The organism is Acinetobacter sp. ANC 4558 (assembly GCF_002135375.1).
Classification (GTDB): Bacteria; Pseudomonadota; Gammaproteobacteria; order Pseudomonadales; family Moraxellaceae; genus Acinetobacter.
In genome coordinates, this window is record NZ_NEGH01000004.1 from 234,955 (window position 1) to 255,473 (window position 20,519).

General features: G+C 36.4%; 22 protein-coding genes and 2 tRNA genes. 16 read left to right on the top strand and 8 right to left on the bottom strand.

All coding sequences use genetic code 11. The features are described 5' to 3' along the window. Positions 1-84 precede the first annotated feature (84 nt). Positions 85-160, bottom strand: a tRNA-Gly gene (locus B9T31_RS07130). 42 nt (positions 161-202) lie between these two features. Further along, positions 203-275, bottom strand: a tRNA-Gly gene (locus tag B9T31_RS07135). Between the two features lie 222 nt (positions 276-497). Between B9T31_RS07135 and B9T31_RS07140 the strand changes: the two genes are divergently transcribed. From B9T31_RS07140 to B9T31_RS07160, 5 genes are all read left to right on the top strand, one after another. Next, positions 498-809 carry a BolA family protein gene (locus B9T31_RS07140; protein WP_086181264.1) on the top strand — a complete coding sequence of 104 codons (312 nt, stop codon included), beginning with the start codon at positions 498-500 and terminating at the stop codon, positions 807-809. Between the two features lie 21 nt (positions 810-830). Continuing rightward, positions 831-1,211, top strand: a complete 381-nt coding sequence (locus B9T31_RS07145) for a SirB2 family protein (protein WP_228146003.1) — start codon at positions 831-833, stop codon at positions 1,209-1,211. Between the two features lie 75 nt (positions 1,212-1,286). Beyond that, positions 1,287-2,129 (top strand): ParA family protein, encoded by an 843-nt coding sequence (locus tag B9T31_RS07150; protein ID WP_086181266.1) that lies wholly within the window; start codon positions 1,287-1,289, stop codon positions 2,127-2,129. A 4-nt stretch (positions 2,130-2,133) separates the two neighbouring features. Then, positions 2,134-2,526, top strand: a complete 393-nt coding sequence (locus tag B9T31_RS07155; protein WP_086181267.1) for a hypothetical protein — start codon at positions 2,134-2,136, stop codon at positions 2,524-2,526. 205 nt (positions 2,527-2,731) lie between these two features. Further along, positions 2,732-3,322 (top strand): LysE family translocator, encoded by a 591-nt coding sequence (locus B9T31_RS07160; protein WP_086181268.1) that lies wholly within the window; start codon positions 2,732-2,734, stop codon positions 3,320-3,322. Here B9T31_RS07160 and B9T31_RS07165 read toward each other — a convergent pair. Continuing rightward, positions 3,306-3,974, bottom strand: a complete 669-nt coding sequence (locus B9T31_RS07165; protein ID WP_086181269.1) for a DedA family protein — start codon at positions 3,972-3,974, stop codon at positions 3,306-3,308. The genes B9T31_RS07160 and B9T31_RS07165 overlap by 17 nt on opposite strands. A 192-nt stretch (positions 3,975-4,166) precedes the next feature. Here B9T31_RS07165 and B9T31_RS07170 point away from each other — a divergent pair, with 192 nt between their 5' ends. Further along, the gene (locus B9T31_RS07170; protein ID WP_086181270.1) at positions 4,167-4,583 is read left to right on the top strand and encodes a DoxX family protein; all 417 of its coding nucleotides are present in this window, start codon (positions 4,167-4,169) and stop codon (positions 4,581-4,583) included. Between the two features lie 159 nt (positions 4,584-4,742). Beyond that, positions 4,743-6,311, top strand: a complete 1,569-nt coding sequence (gene guaA, locus B9T31_RS07175) for a glutamine-hydrolyzing GMP synthase (protein WP_086181271.1) — start codon at positions 4,743-4,745, stop codon at positions 6,309-6,311. An 80-nt stretch (positions 6,312-6,391) separates the two neighbouring features. On the opposite strand, the gene B9T31_RS07180 is transcribed toward guaA, so the two are convergent. Further along, a complete protein-coding gene (locus B9T31_RS07180; protein WP_086181272.1) occupies positions 6,392-7,861 on the bottom strand; it encodes an MFS transporter in 1,470 nt (489 codons plus the stop codon). Positions 7,862-7,956: 95 nt separating this feature from the next. On the opposite strand from B9T31_RS07180, the gene B9T31_RS07185 reads away from it, so the two are divergent. Then, positions 7,957-8,766, top strand: a complete 810-nt coding sequence (locus tag B9T31_RS07185; protein ID WP_086181273.1) for a helix-turn-helix transcriptional regulator — start codon at positions 7,957-7,959, stop codon at positions 8,764-8,766. 167 nt (positions 8,767-8,933) lie between these two features. Here B9T31_RS07185 and B9T31_RS07190 read toward each other — a convergent pair whose 3' ends face one another. Next, on the bottom strand, positions 8,934-10,148 hold the full coding sequence (locus tag B9T31_RS07190; RefSeq protein ID WP_086181274.1) for an MFS transporter: 1,215 nt from the start codon (positions 10,146-10,148) through the stop codon (positions 8,934-8,936). Between the two features lie 106 nt (positions 10,149-10,254). On the opposite strand from B9T31_RS07190, the gene B9T31_RS07195 reads away from it, so the two are divergent. The 5 genes from B9T31_RS07195 (at position 10,255) to B9T31_RS07220 (ending at position 13,531) form a co-directional block, all read left to right on the top strand. Then, positions 10,255-10,701, top strand: a complete 447-nt coding sequence (locus tag B9T31_RS07195; RefSeq protein ID WP_086181275.1) for a winged helix-turn-helix transcriptional regulator — start codon at positions 10,255-10,257, stop codon at positions 10,699-10,701. Positions 10,702-11,105: 404 nt separating this feature from the next. Continuing rightward, positions 11,106-11,648, top strand: coding sequence for a PadR family transcriptional regulator (locus B9T31_RS07205; RefSeq protein ID WP_086181277.1), 543 nt, complete (start codon positions 11,106-11,108; stop codon positions 11,646-11,648). 17 nt (positions 11,649-11,665) lie between these two features. Then, on the top strand, positions 11,666-12,067 hold the full coding sequence (locus B9T31_RS07210; protein WP_086181278.1) for a Fur family transcriptional regulator: 402 nt from the start codon (positions 11,666-11,668) through the stop codon (positions 12,065-12,067). Between the two features lie 20 nt (positions 12,068-12,087). Continuing rightward, positions 12,088-12,393 (top strand): DUF3861 domain-containing protein, encoded by a 306-nt coding sequence (locus B9T31_RS07215; RefSeq protein ID WP_086181279.1) that lies wholly within the window; start codon positions 12,088-12,090, stop codon positions 12,391-12,393. A 187-nt stretch (positions 12,394-12,580) separates the two neighbouring features. Continuing rightward, positions 12,581-13,531, top strand: a complete 951-nt coding sequence (locus tag B9T31_RS07220; RefSeq protein ID WP_086181280.1) for a pirin family protein — start codon at positions 12,581-12,583, stop codon at positions 13,529-13,531. A gap of 68 nt (positions 13,532-13,599) precedes the next feature. On the opposite strand, the gene B9T31_RS07225 is transcribed toward B9T31_RS07220, so the two are convergent. Further along, a complete protein-coding gene (locus tag B9T31_RS07225) occupies positions 13,600-14,199 on the bottom strand; it encodes an SPOR domain-containing protein (RefSeq protein WP_086181281.1) in 600 nt (199 codons plus the stop codon). Positions 14,200-14,371: 172 nt separating this feature from the next. After that, positions 14,372-16,162 carry an arginine--tRNA ligase gene (gene argS, locus B9T31_RS07230; protein WP_086181324.1) on the bottom strand — a complete coding sequence of 597 codons (1,791 nt, stop codon included), beginning with the start codon at positions 16,160-16,162 and terminating at the stop codon, positions 14,372-14,374. A 186-nt stretch (positions 16,163-16,348) separates the two neighbouring features. Between argS and B9T31_RS07235 the strand changes: the two genes are divergently transcribed. Together B9T31_RS07235 and B9T31_RS07240 are read left to right on the top strand one after the other, a co-directional pair. After that, positions 16,349-16,636 (top strand): DUF2798 domain-containing protein, encoded by a 288-nt coding sequence (locus B9T31_RS07235; protein ID WP_086181282.1) that lies wholly within the window; start codon positions 16,349-16,351, stop codon positions 16,634-16,636. Positions 16,637-16,983: 347 nt separating this feature from the next. Continuing rightward, positions 16,984-18,684 carry an NAD-dependent malic enzyme gene (locus B9T31_RS07240; RefSeq protein ID WP_086181283.1) on the top strand — a complete coding sequence of 567 codons (1,701 nt, stop codon included), beginning with the start codon at positions 16,984-16,986 and terminating at the stop codon, positions 18,682-18,684. Between the two features lie 106 nt (positions 18,685-18,790). Here the strand turns inward: B9T31_RS07240 and B9T31_RS07245 are convergent, their stop codons facing one another. Beyond that, the gene (locus B9T31_RS07245) at positions 18,791-19,711 is read right to left on the bottom strand and encodes a Dyp-type peroxidase (protein ID WP_086181284.1); all 921 of its coding nucleotides are present in this window, start codon (positions 19,709-19,711) and stop codon (positions 18,791-18,793) included. 171 nt (positions 19,712-19,882) lie between these two features. Between B9T31_RS07245 and B9T31_RS07250 the strand changes: the two genes are divergently transcribed. After that, a complete protein-coding gene (locus B9T31_RS07250) occupies positions 19,883-20,506 on the top strand; it encodes a LysE family transporter (RefSeq protein WP_086181285.1) in 624 nt (207 codons plus the stop codon). Positions 20,507-20,519: the final 13 nt, after the last annotated feature.

Genomic DNA, 20,519 nt, shown 5'->3' on the forward strand with positions numbered 1-20,519 from the left:
TTATAGTGGGTCATGACGTCAATAGATAATCATGGAAAATATATGAAAAAAACCCTCATCTTTCGATGAGGGTTTTTTAGAATTTGGAGCGGGAAAGGAGACTCGAACTCCCGACCCCAACCTTGGCAAGGTTATGCTCTACCAACTGAGCTATTCCCGCGGGGTCGAATAATTTTTTTCTAAAAACTAAACAAAAAATTTGAGCGGGAAAGGAGACTCGAACTCCCGACCCCAACCTTGGCAAGGTTATGCTCTACCAACTGAGCTATTCCCGCATGCGGTGTATAATACAGTATGCAAAACTAGGGTCAATAACTTTATTCAAAATATTGTACTGTTTGCATAAATAAGAACCAAATTTGGCAATAAAAATAAGGATTCATCGTAAAATAGTTGAAAATGATGTTCAAAAGTTGGATAGAACGTAAGAATTAATGAAAAAGCATAGGCGATAGCCGTTATACTGATGTGAAGATGAATGAAACTGGATTTTAAATATGAGCTTAGAACAAGAACTTATTGAGCGTTTACAAGTGCTTTCACCCATCTCTTTAGAAGTGGTTAATGAATCATCAGGTCATGGTGGTTATTTTCCAGGTAAAGAATCTCATTTTAAAGTGGTTATTGTTAGTGAGTCTTTTGATGGTCTACGTTTAGTTCAGCGACATCAAAAAGTATATAGCGCCACTGGGGATCTACTGAGTGCAGGAAAGATACATGCTTTAGCGATACATGCATTTCTTCCCTCGGAGTGGGCAGGACAAGATACATCAAGTCCTGAGTGTGCTCATGCGCCTAAAATACCTTAAGAGATCTTGTAAATGTTAAATATGAATCTGTTTAATATATTGCATCTTTTAGGTGTCGTCTTACTCTTTATATCGTTAATTTTTAGTGGATATATTCTATTTAAGAATACTCAGAAATATTCATCAGAACTTAGCGTCAGAAAAATATGTATAGGCATACAACATTTTGCTTTAACAATTTTAATCGTTAGTGGCTTTATACTTTTAAGTATGAAAAATTTTCAAGTTGAAACGTGGTTTTACGCAAAAATAATATTATTTTTTGTTATGGTTTCATCTGTAATTAAAGCATTTAAGAAAGATGACACGATTCTACTTGTACAACGCCGTGCAGGTTGGACTATTGCATTCATTGCTTTTATTGCAATTTATGGGCTGGTTCAGATCCAGCCGACATTTTAATAAAAATTTAAACTTTTTCGAATATAAAAAGTTTGTAATTTAGATGACGTATAAAATAAATATATTGGGGTTCTAATGTTAACAAGAGTAGTATTTAATCAAAAAGGTGGCGTTGGTAAGTCAAGTATTACAGTAAACCTTGCTGCTATTAGTGCATATCAAGGTTTAAAAACACTTGTGATTGATTTAGATCCCCAAGCAAATTCAAGTCAGTATATTTTAGGAGATGACGCCACTTATTCTGCGGATAAACCTGCTCTTGAACCCAATATTGAAAATTATTTTCAAGATGTACTTGGAACAAATCCAAATAAAGGCTTAATTGGGCAAACTTTAGGCAATATTTTAAAATCTAGAGCAAAAGGATTGGAAGCCTTTATCCATCAATCTAATTTTAAAAATTTAGATGTGATTCCAGCAAGCCCACAGCTAGGAGGGCTTGCACATGCTTTGGAGTCTAAACATAAAATTTATAAACTCAGAGATGCATTGCAACATCTTGAAAGTCATTATGATCGTGTATTTATCGATACTCCTCCTGCATTTAACTTTTTCACCTTATCTGCACTTATTGCCGCAGATCGCGTTTTAATACCATTTGACTGTGATGTTTTTTCTAAACGCGCATTGCAGACCTTAATGGAAAATGTATTAGAAACTCAGGAAGATCATAATGAGAATTTGGTGATAGAGGGAATTGTTGTGAATCAATTTCAACAACAGGCAAAATTACCGAAAGAAGTTGTTCAGCAGCTTAAAGATGAAGGCTTACCTGTATTGAATAATATGTTGCCTCCTTCTGTGATTATGAAAGAATCACACCATAAAAATTTACCATTAATTCATATGAATTTTGAACATAAATTGACTCAGACCTATCAATCATTGTTCAATGAAATAGATAATCGTTCGAGATAATAAAATGAAATTAATTTCAATGACTTTAATATTAGGTTCAACCTTATTATTGGGTGCTTGTGCTACAACAGTGAAACCTACATATGTTTCTCCTACACAATATCAATCATTAGATTGTGGTCAGTTACAAAATGAATATAACCGTATTCAGCAATATGTTGAGAATGGTGTTGAACCAGCTAAACGGACGGGTGTTGGTCTGGGTGTGGGTTTAGGCGGTGGATGGGGAAGTCGAGGTGGATGGGGTTTTGGTCCAAGTATTTCTGTAAATATGGGTCAATCTTCTAATACGAAAAAAACTGAGTTAGCTCGAATTTTAGGTGAGCAAGAAGCAATTGTACAAGCCGCTCAGTTTAAAGGCTGCCCAATCATTGTGAGAAATAAGTCAACAAAATAATGAAAAATGCATTTTGTTGTCACCGCTGAAACATGTGATAACAAAATGATTTCTATGATTGAAAAAAATTATAAAGTATTGTATTAAAATAATATTTTTTAATAAAATAAAATATTTTTGAATGAGTTCTTTGAAAAATCTCATTGTTATTTTTATTCACTTTCATATAAGGTGGCGACCATATTTGGTATAAAAAGATGCTTTGATGATTGAGAACTGGCTTTTTATTTTGGCAGTAATTGCAGTTTTGATGATCCCAGGTCCTACAAATGTTGTACTTGCAAGCTCAGCGCATCAGCAAGGATTAACAAAGACGAGTTTTTTTATTCCTGCTGAATGGCTAGGTTATTTATATGCAATCAATTTATGGGCTTTGCTTATTCATCTTTGCTCTTCGACATGGCCTTATTTAGTCACAGGTTTACATGTTTTAAGTTTTGGTTATGTGTGTTGGTTGGCTTTTCGATTGTGGAAGTTACCTCATTTAGAAGAATATAATCAAAAGCATCATAATATTCGACCACGTCAATTATTTTTTGCGACCTTAAAAAATCCGAAAGCCTTATTATTTGCAGCAGGTATTTTTCCTGAGGAAACGTGGGGGAGTGTGATGAATTTTATGCTCGTTCAGTTAATTTTTTGTATGGTTTTAATTCCTACAGCATTGTTTTGGATGTTTTTTGGACAAGCCATATTGTCAGGAAAAATCAAAAAAATAAAAGCCGATATATTATATAAATATTCGGCACTTATTTTAATCTTGTGCATATTACCTGTGATTATTCAATTCTTTTGATTTCCTCTGATGAGGATCTAGTTTTTTTTTTATTCATATATTGCTTAATTAGACCAAAAATACCAGGTAAAATACTAATAATGATGATTCCAAAAATCAGATAGGTAAAATTCTCTTTAATAATCGGTGCATTACCAAATAAATAACCTAAAACAACAAAAGATGTAATCCAGAAAAATGCACCAATGACATTATATGTGAGGAAAAATTTATAATTCATATTGCCTGCACCCGCAATAAATGGTGCAAAAGTGCGTGCAAATGGAATAAAACGGGCAAAAATAATGGTCTTTCCACCATGTTTTTCGAAAAATTTCTGCGTTGAAATCAAGTGTTGTTTATTAATGAGTTTCGATTCAAGTTCAAATACGCGTGGCCCCACATATTTACCAATATGATAATTTACTGTGTCACCTAATACTGCAGCAATAAACAAAATAATAATCAGTGTAACTGGATTCATTGCACCTGTAGAAGCGGCTAATGCACCAGCTGCGAAAAGTAAGCTATCACCTGGTAAAAATGGCATAACAACAAAGCCAGTTTCTACAAAAATGATTAAAAATAAGATGGCATAAACCCAAGTACCATAATTGGTAATAAATTCGAATAAGTGCTCATCTACATTTAATATAAAATCGATTAGTTCCATGCTGGGCAGTATTGCGAAAAATTAAACAAATCCTAGCAGTCCATAGTTAGAAAGTCAGTATTAAAAAATATTTATTTTTATATTGTTTGTTTTATTTATGGAACGATGGGTGTTAATTATACATATTTATTCTAAACATAATGCTTACTATTATTTATATCTGTTCAATAATCATATTAAAGAGAATTTAAAATGTTTAATCCAAATCAAATTTTGAAAAATATAGTAGAAAAAAATCAAATACATATGTTTGTAAATTTTATTGCGCGAGCGTTATTGGCTTATATTTTTATTGTTGCAGGGTGGGGAAAACTTACAGCCTATAGCGCAACGGCTGGATATATGGAGTCAATGGGTGTGTCTGGTGCATTATTACCATTAACCATATTGGTCGAATTGGGTGGAGGGTTAGCCTTATTATTGGGTTTTCAAACACGTTTTGCCGCTTTAGGTTTAGGTTTTTTTAGTTTAATTACAGCATTTATATTTCATTCTACAGACGCTGATACCATTAATTTTATGAAAAACTTTGCTATAGCCGGTGGCTTATTTATCTTAATGTTACAAGGAGCGGGAAAATTTAGCTTAGATGACTTAATTGAAAAATGATAATTCATTGATTGTTATTTGCATGATATGGATTCTGTATTATGAAATGGTAAATATAAAAATATTTCTTAAAAGATCTGTGTACGAATAAAGTGCGTATAGCAGATAAAAATGATAGAATATGGCGCTTATATTCATTTGCCTGCATAGTTGTTTACCATGACTACCAATACCCAAATTACTGAAGATCGTATCCTCATCTTGGATTTCGGTTCTCAATATAGTCAGCTTATTGCACGTCGTGTACGTGAAGCTGGTGTCTATTCAGAAATGTACGCATTTGATATGTCTGAAGAAGACATTCGTGCATTTAACCCAAACGGGATTATCCTTTCAGGTGGTCCAGAAAGTGTTCATGAAGAAGGTAGTCCGCGTACACCGCAAGTTGTTTTTGAACTTGGTGTGCCTGTTCTCGGTATTTGCTATGGTTTACAAACCATGTCAGAGCAATTGGGCGGCAAAGTAGAAGCTGGTACAGTTCACGAATTTGGTTATGCTGAAGTTGACGTACAAGTGCGTGACCAACTACTTGGTGATTTAGATGATGGCAACAACCAGCTAAAAGTCTGGATGAGTCATGGTGATAAAGTATCACAAATTCCAGAAGGTTTTAAAGTTACAGCAAGTACACCAAGTTGCCCGTTTGCTGCAGTTTCTGATGAAACCCGTCGTTTTTATGGCGTTCAGTTCCATCCTGAAGTTACACATACTGCAAAAGGTGCAGAACTTCTGTCTAACTTTGTTCATAAAATTTGTGGTTGCGGAAATCTTTGGAATTCTGAAAACATTATCGAACTTCGTATTGAGCAATTGCGCAAACAAATTGGTAATGAAAAAGTATTGCTTGGCCTTTCAGGTGGTGTAGATTCTTCTGTCGTGGCAGCACTATTACACCGTGCAATTGGTGATCAATTAACATGTGTATTTGTAGATAATGGCTTGCTTCGCTTAAATGAAGGCGATCAAGTAATGGATATGTTTGCGAAAAATATGGGTATCCGTGTCATTCGTGCAGACGCTGAAGAGCGATTCTTAACTGCACTTGCGGGCGAAGTCGATCCAGAGAAAAAACGTAAAATTATTGGCCGTGAATTTATTGAAGTGTTTGCTGAAGAAGCGCGCAATTTAGATGGCGTGAAATTCTTGGCGCAAGGTACAATTTATCCTGACGTGATTGAATCTGCTGCAAGTAAACAAGGTAAGGCACATGTCATTAAATCGCATCATAATGTTGGTGGTTTACCAGATGATTTAGCCTTTGAATTGGTTGAACCGATTCGTGACTTATTTAAAGATGAAGTCCGCCGTTTAGGGACAACCTTAGGTTTACCATTTGAAATGTTGTACCGTCATCCATTCCCAGGTCCAGGTTTGGGCGTGCGTATTTTGGGTGAAGTGAAAAAAGAATATGCTGATATTCTTCGTTTAGCTGATGATATTTTCATGCAAGAACTTCGTGCAAGTGGATGGTATGACAAGACTGCTCAAGCATTTGCAGTGTTCCAACCCGTTAAATCTGTTGGTGTAGTTGGCGATGGTCGTCGTTATGCATGGGTCATTGCACTTCGTGCAGTTGAAACGGTTGACTTTATGACGGCTCGTTTCGCACATCTTCCTTATGATTTGGTTGATAAAATTTCAACACGCATCATGAATGAAATTAAAGATGTATCTCGTGTGGTTTATGACGTTTCGTCTAAGCCACCAGCGACGATTGAATGGGAATAGTCTAGTATTTAATCGTAAAACCAAAAAGTCCACGTAATCGTGGGCTTTTTGGTTTGATGTTGATTGGCTATATTCGTTGTTTATTCACTAACAGCAGATTTCTTATACGCAATTAACGTAATAAGGATGGTTGCTATCATGACGGCAATTAGGTTGTAAATCATCGCACTAGAAAAAGCATCAGCATATTGACTCGTTTGGGAAGTGCTTTGATTGGCATCACTATTGAGAACAGTGACGAAAAAGATCCCAACAATGGCAACGCCTAATGCCCCACCGACTTGTTGCATTGTGGAAATAAACCCTGCCGCCATTCCTACATGATGCTCCTCAGCATAGCCAATGACCAAATTGAGTAGCGGTGTCATAGACAGTCCTTGTCCGAAGCCAAATAGAATCAGGGGGGATAAAAAGATCAAAATTTCAGATTGATGGTCGAGATTAGATGCAGTAATGATTAACCAGCCGATTCCGATGGCATAGATCATTGTGCCAAACGCGATACTCATGTTTCCGAAATGAGCAACTAGTTTTGGTGCTAGTAGCGATGCAGAGATAAAACCTAGACTGGCTGGAGCAAATAAGGTTCCCGCTTCAAATGGTGTTAAACCAAGACCAGATTGTACAAGTAAGGAAAAACATAGAAAGAGTGATGTTGCTGTTGAGTAAATGAGCAGCACGACAAGAGATCCTATTGAGAAACCAGCATTTCGAAATAAGGCCAAATCAATGGCAGGATTACCATTGCGTTTAGCGACTACATGTTCCCATATAAGAAAGGTGGTTAGCAGTAAGATTGAAGCAGCTAAGCTGATCCATGTCCAAAGTGGCCACCCAATATTTGGCCCTTCGAGCAGTGGAAGAAGTAAGAGTAAAAGCCCTATTGTTGCCAGTCCTATTCCTGACCAATCAACATCTAAGGCATGAGGAGATTTAGACTCTGGGATGATTTGAGCAAACAGTACTGCGATGATGCCGATTGGTAGATTGATGAGAAAAATGATTCTCCAACCCAGTCCCAAAAGATCACTTTCGATGATAAAGCCTCCCAATACTTGTCCAGCAATCGCTGCTAACCCAAGTGTCATTCCGAGAAGTCCGAATACTCGACGACGGCTAATATCATCATACATGACGTGTAATAGTGCATAGACTTGTGGAAATAGAATTGCACCCGCTGCACCTTGTAGAAGGCGGGCAGCAATTAGGCTTGAAGCATTAGGTGCTATACCACAAAGAAATGATGTAATAGAGAACCCTAGCATCCCTAGTATAAATAGTCGTCGCCGTCCGTGGCGGTCGCCAAGCCTTCCACTAGCAATTAGTAATACACCGAAAGCCAATTCATATCCTGCGATGACAAAACCAATATCGGAAAACCCAACGCCAAGGTCGGCTTGCATAGAAGGAATAGCGACGTTAACAACGAATAGGTCGAAAACCGTAATGAATCCACCAAGCAACAGAATCATTAGTGCAAATGCTGAGGGTTTTGATGGCGTATTAATTTGCGTAGTGCGTGTAGCGGAAGATAAATGATCGTCAGTCATGACAATTCCAAATGTGATTTCAATGTGCTTGAAAGAGTGTTACACGTAATTTAAACTATTACTATAGAAGCATTTATACTATTACTACGGGTGATATGTTGGACAACCGTTTAGATCGAAAACGCACTGAACTAGCAGATTTTCTACGGCGACGACGAGAGAGTCTTTCTCCTCTTGATGTTGGCTTACCTCTTGGAAAAAGGAGACGAACATCAGGGCTTCGTCGTGAGGAAGTTGCTGCACTCGCGGGAGTTGGGCTTACGTGGTATACATGGTTAGAGCAGGGGCGTGTTATTACGGTATCCACTGAATTTCTCGATAGTGTATCTCGGGTCTTAAAATTGGATGAAATTGAGCGACGACATTTATTTCTGTTGGCACATCAACGTCCACCAGCTGTAGCAGGAGAAACGTGGTGCGAACTGCCACCACTGGTGCGTGTGTTGCTTGATGATTTGACGCACCGTCCTGCCTACGTATTGAACTTGAGATGGGATGTGATAGGGTGGAACACTGCCGCTGAGAACCTTTTTCAATTTGAGCAACGTGATGTGTCTGAACGGAATATGCTTTGGATGTTATTTTCGGACGATCGCTTGAATAGTCGGATCGTAGAATGGTCTGCTCAGGCCCCACAGGTTTTAGCGAGTTTTCGACGAGACTTTGCACAGGCTCCCGAAGATGACGGAATGATCGCACTTGTAGAAGCATTGGAACAGATTTCACCTTCTTTTCAAAGTCTATGGAATCAGCATGATGTGCATGGTCGCTGCGAAGGACGTCGTAGTTTCATGATCGATGATGTAGGTCGAGTAACATTTGATCACTCATCCTTTATTGTAGATGAGGAAAAACACCTTCGATTGGTTTTCTATGCAATGGTTACTGGGAATGTTGTCAAATGAAAGATAGATTGCATAATAAGGTTATGAATCCATAGTTTTATATTCATTTAATATTTTTAATAATCCCACCTGTAGCTCTTTCTAGTTGAAAGTGTATAAACATTAAATAAGATGAGGCTCCAATCTTTAATATCAATTGGTTATATCTCATCTTATTCTTTATTCAGCTAGCAAACTCGACGCGTCATCCACCAAAATAGCAGTGCGAGTAAACTGACTGATGCACCCAATAAGCATACGCCTTGCCAGCCAGCAGAGGCATAAATTACTGTGGTACTGATCGCACCGAGTCCACTACCAATGGCATAGAACAACATGTATAACCCCACCATTCGACTATGTGCTTCAGGTCGAGTACGAAAAATCATACTTTGGTTTGTCACATGTAGGGCTTGACCGCCTAAATCGAGTAGTAATATCCCAATAATGAGTATACCCAATGACCATTGCATTAATGATATTGGCCACCATGCGAGCAGTAAGATAACAAGTGCTGCCGCACTCGTATATTGGGCATAGCCTTGATCAGCCCATTTTCCAGCCCATGTGGCAGCAAGTGCACCGATAACACCAATTAAACCAAATGCACCAATGATCGTATGTGAAAAGTTATAAGGTGGTGCACTTAATGGTAAGACGAGTGCACTCCAAAAAATATTGAATGCGGCAAACATGAGCAATGCTAAGATTCCGCGCACTTGTAGAATTTTCTCTTCACGTAATAACGTCAGCATAGATGTAATTAATCGAGCGTAACTTAGCGGGTTTGAAGTCGTCGTTAAGTGCGGTAGGCATCGCCATAGTGGAATTGCAATCATGAGCATAAGGACAGCGGCACAAAGATAAACGCTACGCCATCCAGCTAAATCACTGATACCACCAGAAAATACACGAGCCAAGAGTAAGCCAATAAATACGCCACTTTGTGCAACACCAACAACGTGACCTTGTTCATGAGGTGCTGCGGCGCTGGCTGCATAGGCAATCAAGCCTTGTGTCATTGCCGTCCCTAATAAGCCGACCATCAGCATACTCATTAAAAGTGCAAATGCAGTGTGTGCTATAGCAACTGCGATTAATGCCCCTACCAGTAAGAGGAGTTGTATGATCATCAGATAACGACGATTTACTCGGTCTCCTAAGGGAACTAATAAGAATAAAGCCAGTGCACAACCAATTTGGGTCGCTGTAATGACAATACCTACAGCGGCTTGTCCAATGCCAAAGTCTTGTGCTAATGCATTCAGTAAAGGCTGAGCATAATAAACATTTGCCACGCTTAAACCACTTGCAATAGCGAACAACCATATAAGACTACGAGACAAGTGTACTTGGGTCTGTATCTTACTTTGTTTAAATGAGGAAATAGGAGAAGTTGCCATAATCAAAAAACCGCCAATGTGGTTTCAAAACAAAACTAGTTGAATCTTATGCCTATCAGTTTTAAAATGCAACTAGGTTTATTATTTTATCGAGTAAGAAATTTTTATGTCGACTTCTCAATTAATCAATGAAGAACCTTGTCCAGTTGCGCGTTGTGTCGATTTAATCGGTGATCGTTGGTCTCTTCTTATTGTGCGCGATGCATTTGATGGAATGCGTCGGTTTGGTGATTTCCAGCGAAGTTTAGGCGTTGCTCGTAATATTTTATCTAATCGATTACGTAAATTGGTCGAAGCGGGTATTCTAGAAATGCAGGATGCTTCTGATGGTACGGCATATCAAGAATATATATTGACTGCTCAAGGTGAAAGTTTATTTCCTGTTGTGGTGGCATTAAGACAATGGGGAGAGCAGCATTTATTTAAACAAGGTGAATATCATTCTGTTCTTATTGAAAAACTTACGGGTCAACCGATATCTTTTATGGCTCCTACTATGCAAGATGGTTCTGTAATTACGTCCTCAATGACTGAAGTAAGAAAAATAAATTGAAATAATCAGATGGTCTTATTTGCCACAGAACTTATGCTTGAATGAGTGTCTGTGGGAATTTCAGAATAATAATATGATTTGGTTTTTTGCAAGATATTTTCATTTGTCTAACATTCATTTTCTGCAAAAGAGATATTATTTTTGGCATATTTTATTGTGAATTTTCTATATGTAAAATCCTGATACTTGAGGTTTTGAGCTGTAATTGTAAGTAACCTTTGAAATTGTATTTCTTTATATGTGAATAAAATAAAGTTTGAATACCAATCCTTATGTAATCCATTTTTAAGAATTAATTTGAATAAAATCAATTTAATAAAAGATAAGTTATATCTTTTCTCGACAAAAGATATATTAAGATATATCTTAATATATATAAAATAAGCAAAATTGGAAGATAACAAATGAGATCACATCAACATCATCATTCCAGAAATGAATTTGAAAAAGGCGAACATCATCTAGAACGTAGGCATGGTGGACGTCGTGGACGTTTATTTGAATCTGGTCGTATGAAACTTTTGGTTTTATACCTTATTCAGCAAGAAACAAAGCATGGTTATGAAATTATTAAGGACATTAGCGATTTGGTTGGTGATGGTTATAGTCCAAGTCCGGGTACAATTTATCCAACATTGGCATATTTGGAAGATATGGGATTTGTTTCTGTGGAAAGCATAGACGTAGATCGAAAACAATATCGTATTACAAATTTAGGAAATATATATTTAAACGAACAGCAAGAATTAGTGAAGAAGCTCTTAGAGAAATTAAAGTTAAAGCGTGAAATCATCAACAATGACAAGTTTATTGATATTCATAGAGCGATGGAAAATTTAAAAACTGCACTTCGCTTAAAGCTAGCTACAGCAGATATTGAAACTGAAAAAGTTCGTCAAATTGCTGAAAAAATTGATCATGCAGCAGTAGAAATTGGGCGTTTATAATTAAAAGTGGATTGAATATGACGATAGCAATTCAGCAGAATATCAGGAAAGCTGGACTAAGAGTGACATCTGCCCGTGTAGCAGTCATGTCTCTTTTAACTGCTCAAGCAGAAGATTTAACAGTGAAGGAGTTGTATCAAAAATTATATCAACAAAATAAAAAAATAGGTTTAGCAACCATTTATCGTGTTATTGCAGACTTAGAAATTGTTGGTTTAATTAGTCAGAATAAACTGAGTCGAGGTGATGCAAAATATGCTTTACCTCATTTGGTGGAAACTGGTGTTTTACAAATTAAATGTGCCGATTTAAAGCATCATGATCAAGCTGAATTGGTTGAATCGTTACAAATAGTTTTTCAAAAATTTAATGCCAATTTATTGGAGATTGAATTTATGGAATTATCACAAATAAATTAATTAAGACGAGAAATGATGAAATGAAACAACATCAATACCATGTAACAGTACAACATCTTACTGACCTAAAAGGTGAGCCTTCCCATTACAAAGAAAACCTGCAATTTAATGTGGGTAATCATGATGATATTTTTGCAATTGTCGAGCGGTTAAATCGTGCAAAAATATTCAATGATGAAACTATCCCAGCGTTTGCTGTTGGATTAAAGCTTTTTAGTGAGGTGATGTTAGAAAATAGAGAACATCCCATATTTCAAGATTTTCAGCCTGCATTTATGCAATTTATGAAAAATCTGAAACAGAATATTAAGAGCAGCCAATCTTAAACAGTTAAGACCTTCATCGCCACTTTATGTGGCTTTATTTTTGTCTCAAAATTAAGTTGAAATCACGATTGTTCTATTCATAATATGAAGCATATTAACCAAGTTCTAGAGAAATATGACCTATAACACTAGAATAAAAAGAAAGAATTAATCATTCATCATCAAATGAATAAGCATAGAGGGAAATATGAGTACGATCAATGATACTGAGTTTTTGAATTCAAATGATGACGAAAATTTTGTCAATCAACACATTCAAAACTTTGAAATTCGCTCTGCTGAAATTGGAAAGGGCACGACAATTAAACGTGCTTTACCTAATCGTCAAAAACGGATGATTGGTGCGTGGTGTTTTCTAGATCATGCAGGTCCTGTTACATTTTCTCAAGGCGATGGTTTAGATGTGGGGCCACATCCACATATTGGCTTGCAAACATTTACTTGGATGCTTGAAGGTACCATGCTCCATAGCGATAGTATTGGCACTAAAAATCAATTAATTCAACCGAAACAAGTGAATTTAATGACGGCAGGTTATGGTATTTCACATACAGAAGTTGCACCAGACACTGAAACGAAAATGCATGCGGCTCAACTGTGGATAGCGCTGCCAGATGATAAGCGAAATATGGCACCTCAATTCGACCATTACCCTGAATTGCCTATAACTCAACAGGATGGTATTGAATTCACGGTATTAGTCGGTGAATTTTTAAAAGTGCATTCGCCTGTTGCAGTACATTCTGATTTACTTGGTGTTGATTTATATGCACAGCATTCAGCAAAAACAATACTCAAACTTAATCCAAAATTTGAATATGGATTGATGGCACTTGAAGGAGCAGCAACTGTAAATGGTCATACATTAAATATTCAAAATATGATTACGTTGGATGTAGGTTTGACCGAAATTGAATTACAAATTCATGCAGAAAGTCGTGTTTTATTGTTGGGAGGAGAGCCCTTTGAGTCTCCTATTTTATTGTGGTGGAATTTCGTTGGACGAACACAAGACGAAATAACGAAAGCACGAGATCAATGGATCAATGAAGATGAACGCTTTGGTGAAATTTCTCATTATGTCGGTTCAAGAATGAAAGCACCTGTTTTACCTGATCGGATGAAAGCTTCAAAATAGATTTGATAGAACGATGAATACAAATAAAAAAAGATGCTTAAGCATCTTTTTTATTGTAAATATTTTGATTAATGTTTAATCACGATAGAATCGATTCCACTATTTTGTAAGGTTTGCTGAGCAATAATCGCAGCTTGCTGAGATTCATATGGACCTGAAATAACGCGATACCATGTTTCGCCATTCTCTACTGTTTTAATAACATCCGCAGACAGTCCGTTTAAAATAATTTCTGCGCGACGTGCATCAGCTGCATCTGGATTATTATAACTGCGAACTTGTAAGATAAAACTCGTTTTGGCAGGAACTTTAGGCTCAGTTAATAAGCCAGCCTCAGATGCCGCAATAGGTGCAGTTTGTGGTGCTTCAACAATAACAACTGCCGTTGGACCTTTATTTTCGGGAATAGCTTGTTCAGGAATGGGGGTTACCTGTTGTTGAGGCAAGAGGTCATAAAAGCGATAATCATGATTGGTATCTTCTTGAGCACGTTCAACCGTTGTATCACTCTGTGGTTTTACAGGTTCCCAAGGTTTCCACAATAAAAGTGCTAATCCAAAACACAATATCATGAGAATAATAATAAGCGTTCCTAGCCATGCGGGAATTAAAGATTTTTTTGGCTTGTTTGGTCTGTCAGATACACCACGTTGCGTTTTTCCAAACACGAAGAAACCTCATTGTTATACATTATTTAATTTATAGAAGCATTTCAACATTACTGGAGTACCTCAAATAAGTAAACAGGACAAGTTGTCCTGTTTACAAAGAGTGTTCAAAAATCATTGATTTGTATGATTTTAGAAATCAAGCGTATTCAATAATGTATGGATTTAGCGTTTACATTGCTTCAGGTGCAGAAACTCCTAACAACTCTAAACCATTATAAAGAACACGTTGTACGTTTACAGAAAGAAGTAAACGTGCTTGTGTGAGTTCAGCATTCTCACTTAGAACTTTATGTTCATTATACCAACCGTGAAATAGTGCTGCTAACTCTTTCAGATAATTACCTACTTGATGTGGCTCATGACTATTTGCAGCACGCGCTACAATCTCAGGGTATGCTGCCAATTTTGCAAGAATTTCAGTTTCGGCTTCAAGTTCAAGTTTTACTGCAAATTGACGAGCATTTTCAGAAGAAAATGAAATGTTCAATGATTTAGCTTTTTCAAGCATACGACAAATACGTGCATGCGCATATTGAATATAGTACACCGCATTATCTTTGCTTTGTGAAACGGCTAAGTCTAAATCAAAATCAATATGCTGTTCTGACTTACGCATTACGTAGTAAAAACGTGCTGCGTCATTACCCACTTCTTTACGTAAATCACGTAGCGTTACGAACTGACCTGAACGAGATGACATTTGTACCATTTCGCCACCACGCCATAAACTGACGAACTGAACCAAAAGTACTGTGAGTTTTTTAGAATCATAACCCATTGCATCAATGGCAGCTTTTACACGTGTGATATAACCATGGTGATCTGAGCCCCAAATATTAATGAGGTCTGTATAGCCACGTTGTAGCTTATTTAAGTGATAAGCAATGTCAGATGCAAAATAAGTCGGTTGTCCATTGCGACGTTTAACAACACGGTCTTTTTCATCGCCAAATTCAGTCGATTTAAACCAGATATTGCCATCTTTTTCGTATAAATAACCACGTTGATCTAAAGTTTGTAGTGCTTCATCAATTTTACTTATTAATGTTGCCTCACTGAACCACTGATTGAAGGTCACTCCAAACTCACCGAGGTCATCTTTAATATCATCAAGGATTGCTTTCAATGCTGCTTGATGGAAAACGCGATAGTCTTTGCCTAATCGCTGTTGTGAATTAAAAATTAAACCATCAATGTGCTTTTCTTTATCACCAGAAAGTACAATTTTTTGACCTTCTGCATCAAGTTCTTCTGCATACTGAATATCTTCTGGTACATCTTTGTAGATATCTGCAACAGCTTGAACATAAGCATCACCATCTTTATCGATAATGCTTTGTGCGATTTCTTTAACATAGTCACCTTGATAAGCATTTTTAGGAAATACTAAACTTTGACCAGTCAATTCTAAGTAACGTAAATATGTTGATGTCGCTAAAATGTCCATTTGACGACCAGCATCATTGACATAATATTCACGATCTACTTTTGCACCTGTTGCTTCTAATAAATTCGCAACGGTCATACCGTATGCAGCACCACGTCCGTGACCGACATGAAGGCTAGAAGTTGGATTTGCAGAAACGAATTCAACTTGAATACGTTTTTCAGCATTGAGTGTTGTGCGACCAAAATGTTCTTTTTGAGCGTATATTTGATCTAAAATAGTAAAGCGTTGGTCAGCATTTAAAAAGAAGTTAATAAAACCAGGACCAGCGATTTCAGCTTTACTAATGTCGATGACTTCTGGCAAATTTTGCAGAATTTTTTCTGCTAAATCTCGTGGCTTCATACCTGCAGCTTTAGAACCTATCATTGCAATATTTGAAGCAAAGTCACCATGACTTCGGTCTTTTGTACGAGTCAGATTGCTTGTATTGTTCCAGTCAGATGGAAGAACACCTTCTGCTTGAAGGTTTTGCACTGCATGTTCGAGCGCTGCTTGTATTGCCGTATTCATATCAATTGAAAATAAATGTCGCAGAGGAACGTTAAATATAGCAAATTTCATTGCCTTTAGGTGAATGCAATTTGATGGAATGAATCGTGTTCGGTTCTTTTAATCATTAAATTTGAAAACATACATGAAAAATTATGACGTTAATGGCATATTAGTTAGGTTTTAATTTATGTTTTGAAAAGTTCAATGAATAAGCCTCGTCCAATGATTATTGGCAATATACCTAAGCTTCCTATTAAATGGGCAACAATCATGATCCCATTTTTTTTATCATTTCTCATGAGTGGAATTATTTCTTTAATTAATATGCTCAGGAATTTGGGCTGGTATGATGGTTTTATAGAATTTTGGTTCACAAATTGGATGATCTCTTGGGCATTTGCTTTTCCAATTGTTTTAGTTTTATTGCCGTGGGTAAGAAAGATAGTGAGTATTTTTGTTGATATGCAACAAATGACACCACCGAAGTCATGATGATATTTTATACGATTCCCTAGTGCTTTATATGGTATTTTTTTATTAAATGATTTTATGGCATTTAGAACCTGTAATTTTCTTTTTGTTTTTTTCAAAAAAAATAGCTTTTTTTAGACATTTTTCTTCCTTTAAATGAAAAATGTCTATTTAAGAATAAATTATAAACACAATTTGTACAAATATAAGTCAACTCTCTTTTTTATTTACACATAAAATAATAATGAATTTAGTATAAATCTATAAAATGACATTTCTTGTGGAAATAAAGGTAAGCTATAGAGAAAGCTAGATAGGAATTTTTCATTTCGAATATTCCATCGGAATTGTCCCAAATGAGATCGGAAATGGTACTAGAAACGACCGTAACAAAAAAACCTTTATATACACCTTATGCAGGTAACACTCTATTAGAATTACCTTTATTAAATAAAGGCTCAGCTTTCTCAGTGGAAGAACGCACGAATTTTAATTTACATGGTCTTATTCCACATGTAATTGAAAGTATTGAAGAGCAAAGTCAACGCTCTTATCAACAGTTTAGTGCATTTAGCGATGCAATTAACAAACATATCTATTTAAGAAATATTCAAGATACGAATGAAACCTTGTTCTATCATTTAATTGAAAACCATTTAAGTGAGATGATGCCAATTATCTATACACCTACTGTAGGTGAGGCATGTCAAAGGTTTTCAGATATTTACCGTCGTCATCGGGGCGTCTTTATTTCTTACCCTGATCGTGAGCATATTGATGCTATTTTGCATAATGTAAATAAGAAAAATGTCAAAGTGATCGTCATTACAGATGGCGAGCGAATTCTAGGTTTAGGTGACCAAGGAATTGGTGGAATGGGAATTCCAATTGGAAAGCTTTCTTTATATACCGCATGCGGTGGTATTAGCCCAGCTTATACTTTACCTATCACTTTAGATGTCGGTACAAATAATCAACAGTTATTGAATGATCCTATTTATATGGGATGTAAACAACCGCGTATTAGTGGTGATGAATATTATGCTTTTGTAGATGAAGTTATTACTGCTATTAAAAAACTTTGGCCTGAAGCCTTAGTTCAATTTGAAGATTTTGCACAAAATAATGCGATGCCATTATTACAAAAATATCGCGATAATTTACGTTGTTTTAATGATGATATTCAGGGTACAGCAGCAGTTTCTGTTGGTAGTTTAATTGCTGCATCTCGTGCGGCTGGCAAGCAAGTTAAAGATCAAGTCGTTACTTTCTTAGGTGCTGGATCAGCAGGCTGTGGTATTGCTGAGCAAATTATTGCTCAAATGGTTTTTGAAGGTTTAACAGAAGCTGAAGCACGTGCGCGTGTTTATATGGTTGATCGTTTTGGTTTAATTACTGAAAATCAGCCAAATTTGTTAGATTTTCAGCGTAATTTAGCACAAAAACCCGAAGGTGTTGCTGCGTGGGCAGATGCGAATGGTGTAATTTCACTCTTAGATGTCGTGACTTATGCGAAGCCAACTGTATTGATCGGGGTCTCTGGTCAACCTGGATTATTTACTGAAGAAGTGATTAAGACATTGGCACAAAATTGTGAGCGGCCAATTGTTATGCCATTATCTAATCCAACATCTCGCGTTGAAGCAGTACCTGCAGATATTTTAAATTGGACAGAAGGTAAGGCGCTTATTGCTACAGGTAGTCCATTTGCACCTGTAAATTATCATGGAAAATTACATAATATTTCTCAATGTAATAATTCTTATATTTTTCCTGGTATTGGTTTAGGTGTTATTGCATCGGGTGCAACACATGTGACAGATAGCATGCTGATGGCATCAAGTAATGCATTAGCAGATTGTTCACCTAAATTGAATGATATAGAAGCAGATTTATTACCAGATATTGATGATATTCAGAAAGTTTCTAAAGCAATTGCATTTAAAGTTGCTAAGGCAGCAGTAGAGTCTGGTGTTGCCCAGCAAGTGAGTGATGAACAACTCAAGCAAGCTATAGAAGATAATTTCTGGAAACCAGAATATCGTGAGTATAAGCGTGTGACTTTCTAACGAGGTTAACTAAAAGAGTGCAATCAAAAGGGAGCGAATGCTCCCTTTTATTATTTAAATGAGTATTTGACCTTAAAATTGTCGGGCTCATTAGTCATATTATAATTTAATTTTCTAAAATTTCTTCTAAAACCTCTTCGCTTGGGGCAAAGTAATAAGCCCCATCTTTTGGTGTTACAAAGTGTAATAGACGATCATGAATACCATCACCACTGGTTCCAAACATATGGAAAAGCATATCATCAATGGTTTTTAAATTATTGGTATATGCCACAAAGTATAGCCCTTGATCACCTTGCCCATCACCATAAGGAAGAGAATGTCGAAGAATAGCGAGTTCTTCTCCCTGATCATCTTCAATCACAACACGTGCAACATGTGAGTTTTCTGGTTTAACATCATCCTCTAATTCAATACTTTCAAGTTTAGTACGACCAATCACATTTTCTTGAGCATCAACTTTTAGTTTTTTCCATTTTTCTAAATTGTGTGCATAGCGCTGAGCAAAAATGAAAGAACCATCTTTAAAAATACCAGCGTCTTTACTTAATAATGCGGTTTCTGCCCGATCATCAGGAAACTGTGGGTTTTCTGTACCATCAATAAAACCAGTTAAATCACGACCTTCGAAGTTACGGAAACAAGCACGTTCTTCGAGAACCTCCACTTGCGATTGTATATCTTCAAAAAAAGCTTGGCTTAATGCAAAACAGACATCAACACGTTGTGACGCAATATGAATAAAGAGATCTGCGGCAACAACTGGCATTTCAAATGAACCATGAATAGGTTCGAGTTGTTTGAAATTATCAGGTACTTGAGGATAAAGCTGACTCCAAAGTTCTGGGCCAAAAGCGACAGCAGTTTTAATTTCAGCATGAGGATGTTGTGAAATTAGGCGATCACGAGTAGAAAATAAATATTGTAATTTTTCTTTTAATTTTTTAATTGATAAATCTTTTAAACGTAAACTAATAAATCGAGCATGATCCGATGGTAAGGGCAAAATTACAGATTGGGCAGTCATTCATGGCTCCTAAGTATTTTATTTTCTGTAGTGGCTTTAGCTATTGTGCCTGAATGATAATTATATGAATAGTATGTTATTAAGTTTACACATTTAAATTTTGTCTTTTAATTATAGAAAATATTTTATAATTTAGTAGTCGATAGTAGTTGTTAAATTAGTGCGTAAAATATGTCATATCAAATGTGGTTTGCTTTTATGTTGGCGTGTTGGATAATTAGTATCTCGCCTGGTGCAGGTGCAATTGCTTCTATGTCGAGTGGCTTAAATTACGGATTTCGTCATGGATATTGGAATGCATTGGGACTTCAGTTAGCACTTCTCATACAAATTGGGGTTATTGCAGCGGGGGCAGGGGTGCTTTTTGCAACGACGCCGTGGGCTTTTTTAATCGTAAAGTGGTTTGGTGTAGGTTATCTATTATATCTTGCATATTTGCAATGGAAAGCACCGATTCAAAATATTGAAATATCGAATGGCTTACAGAATAAGTCTCGCAAAAAGTTAATTATTCACGGTTTTTTGGTCAATTTAAGTAATCCAAAGGCCATTGTTTTCTTATTGGCAGTTTTACCTCAGTTTTTAGATTTAACGCGACCGCAACCTACTCAATATGCCATCATGGCAATGACGATGATCACGATTGATTTAATTGTGATGGCAGGTTATACAGGGTTAGCTTCAAAAGTTTTGCGTATATTAAAATCACCGAAACAACAAAAATATTTAAATCGAACTTTTGCGGGTCTATTTTCAGGTGCAGCATTTTTATTAAGTTTAGTACGTCAATCATAAGCGTCATGGGTTA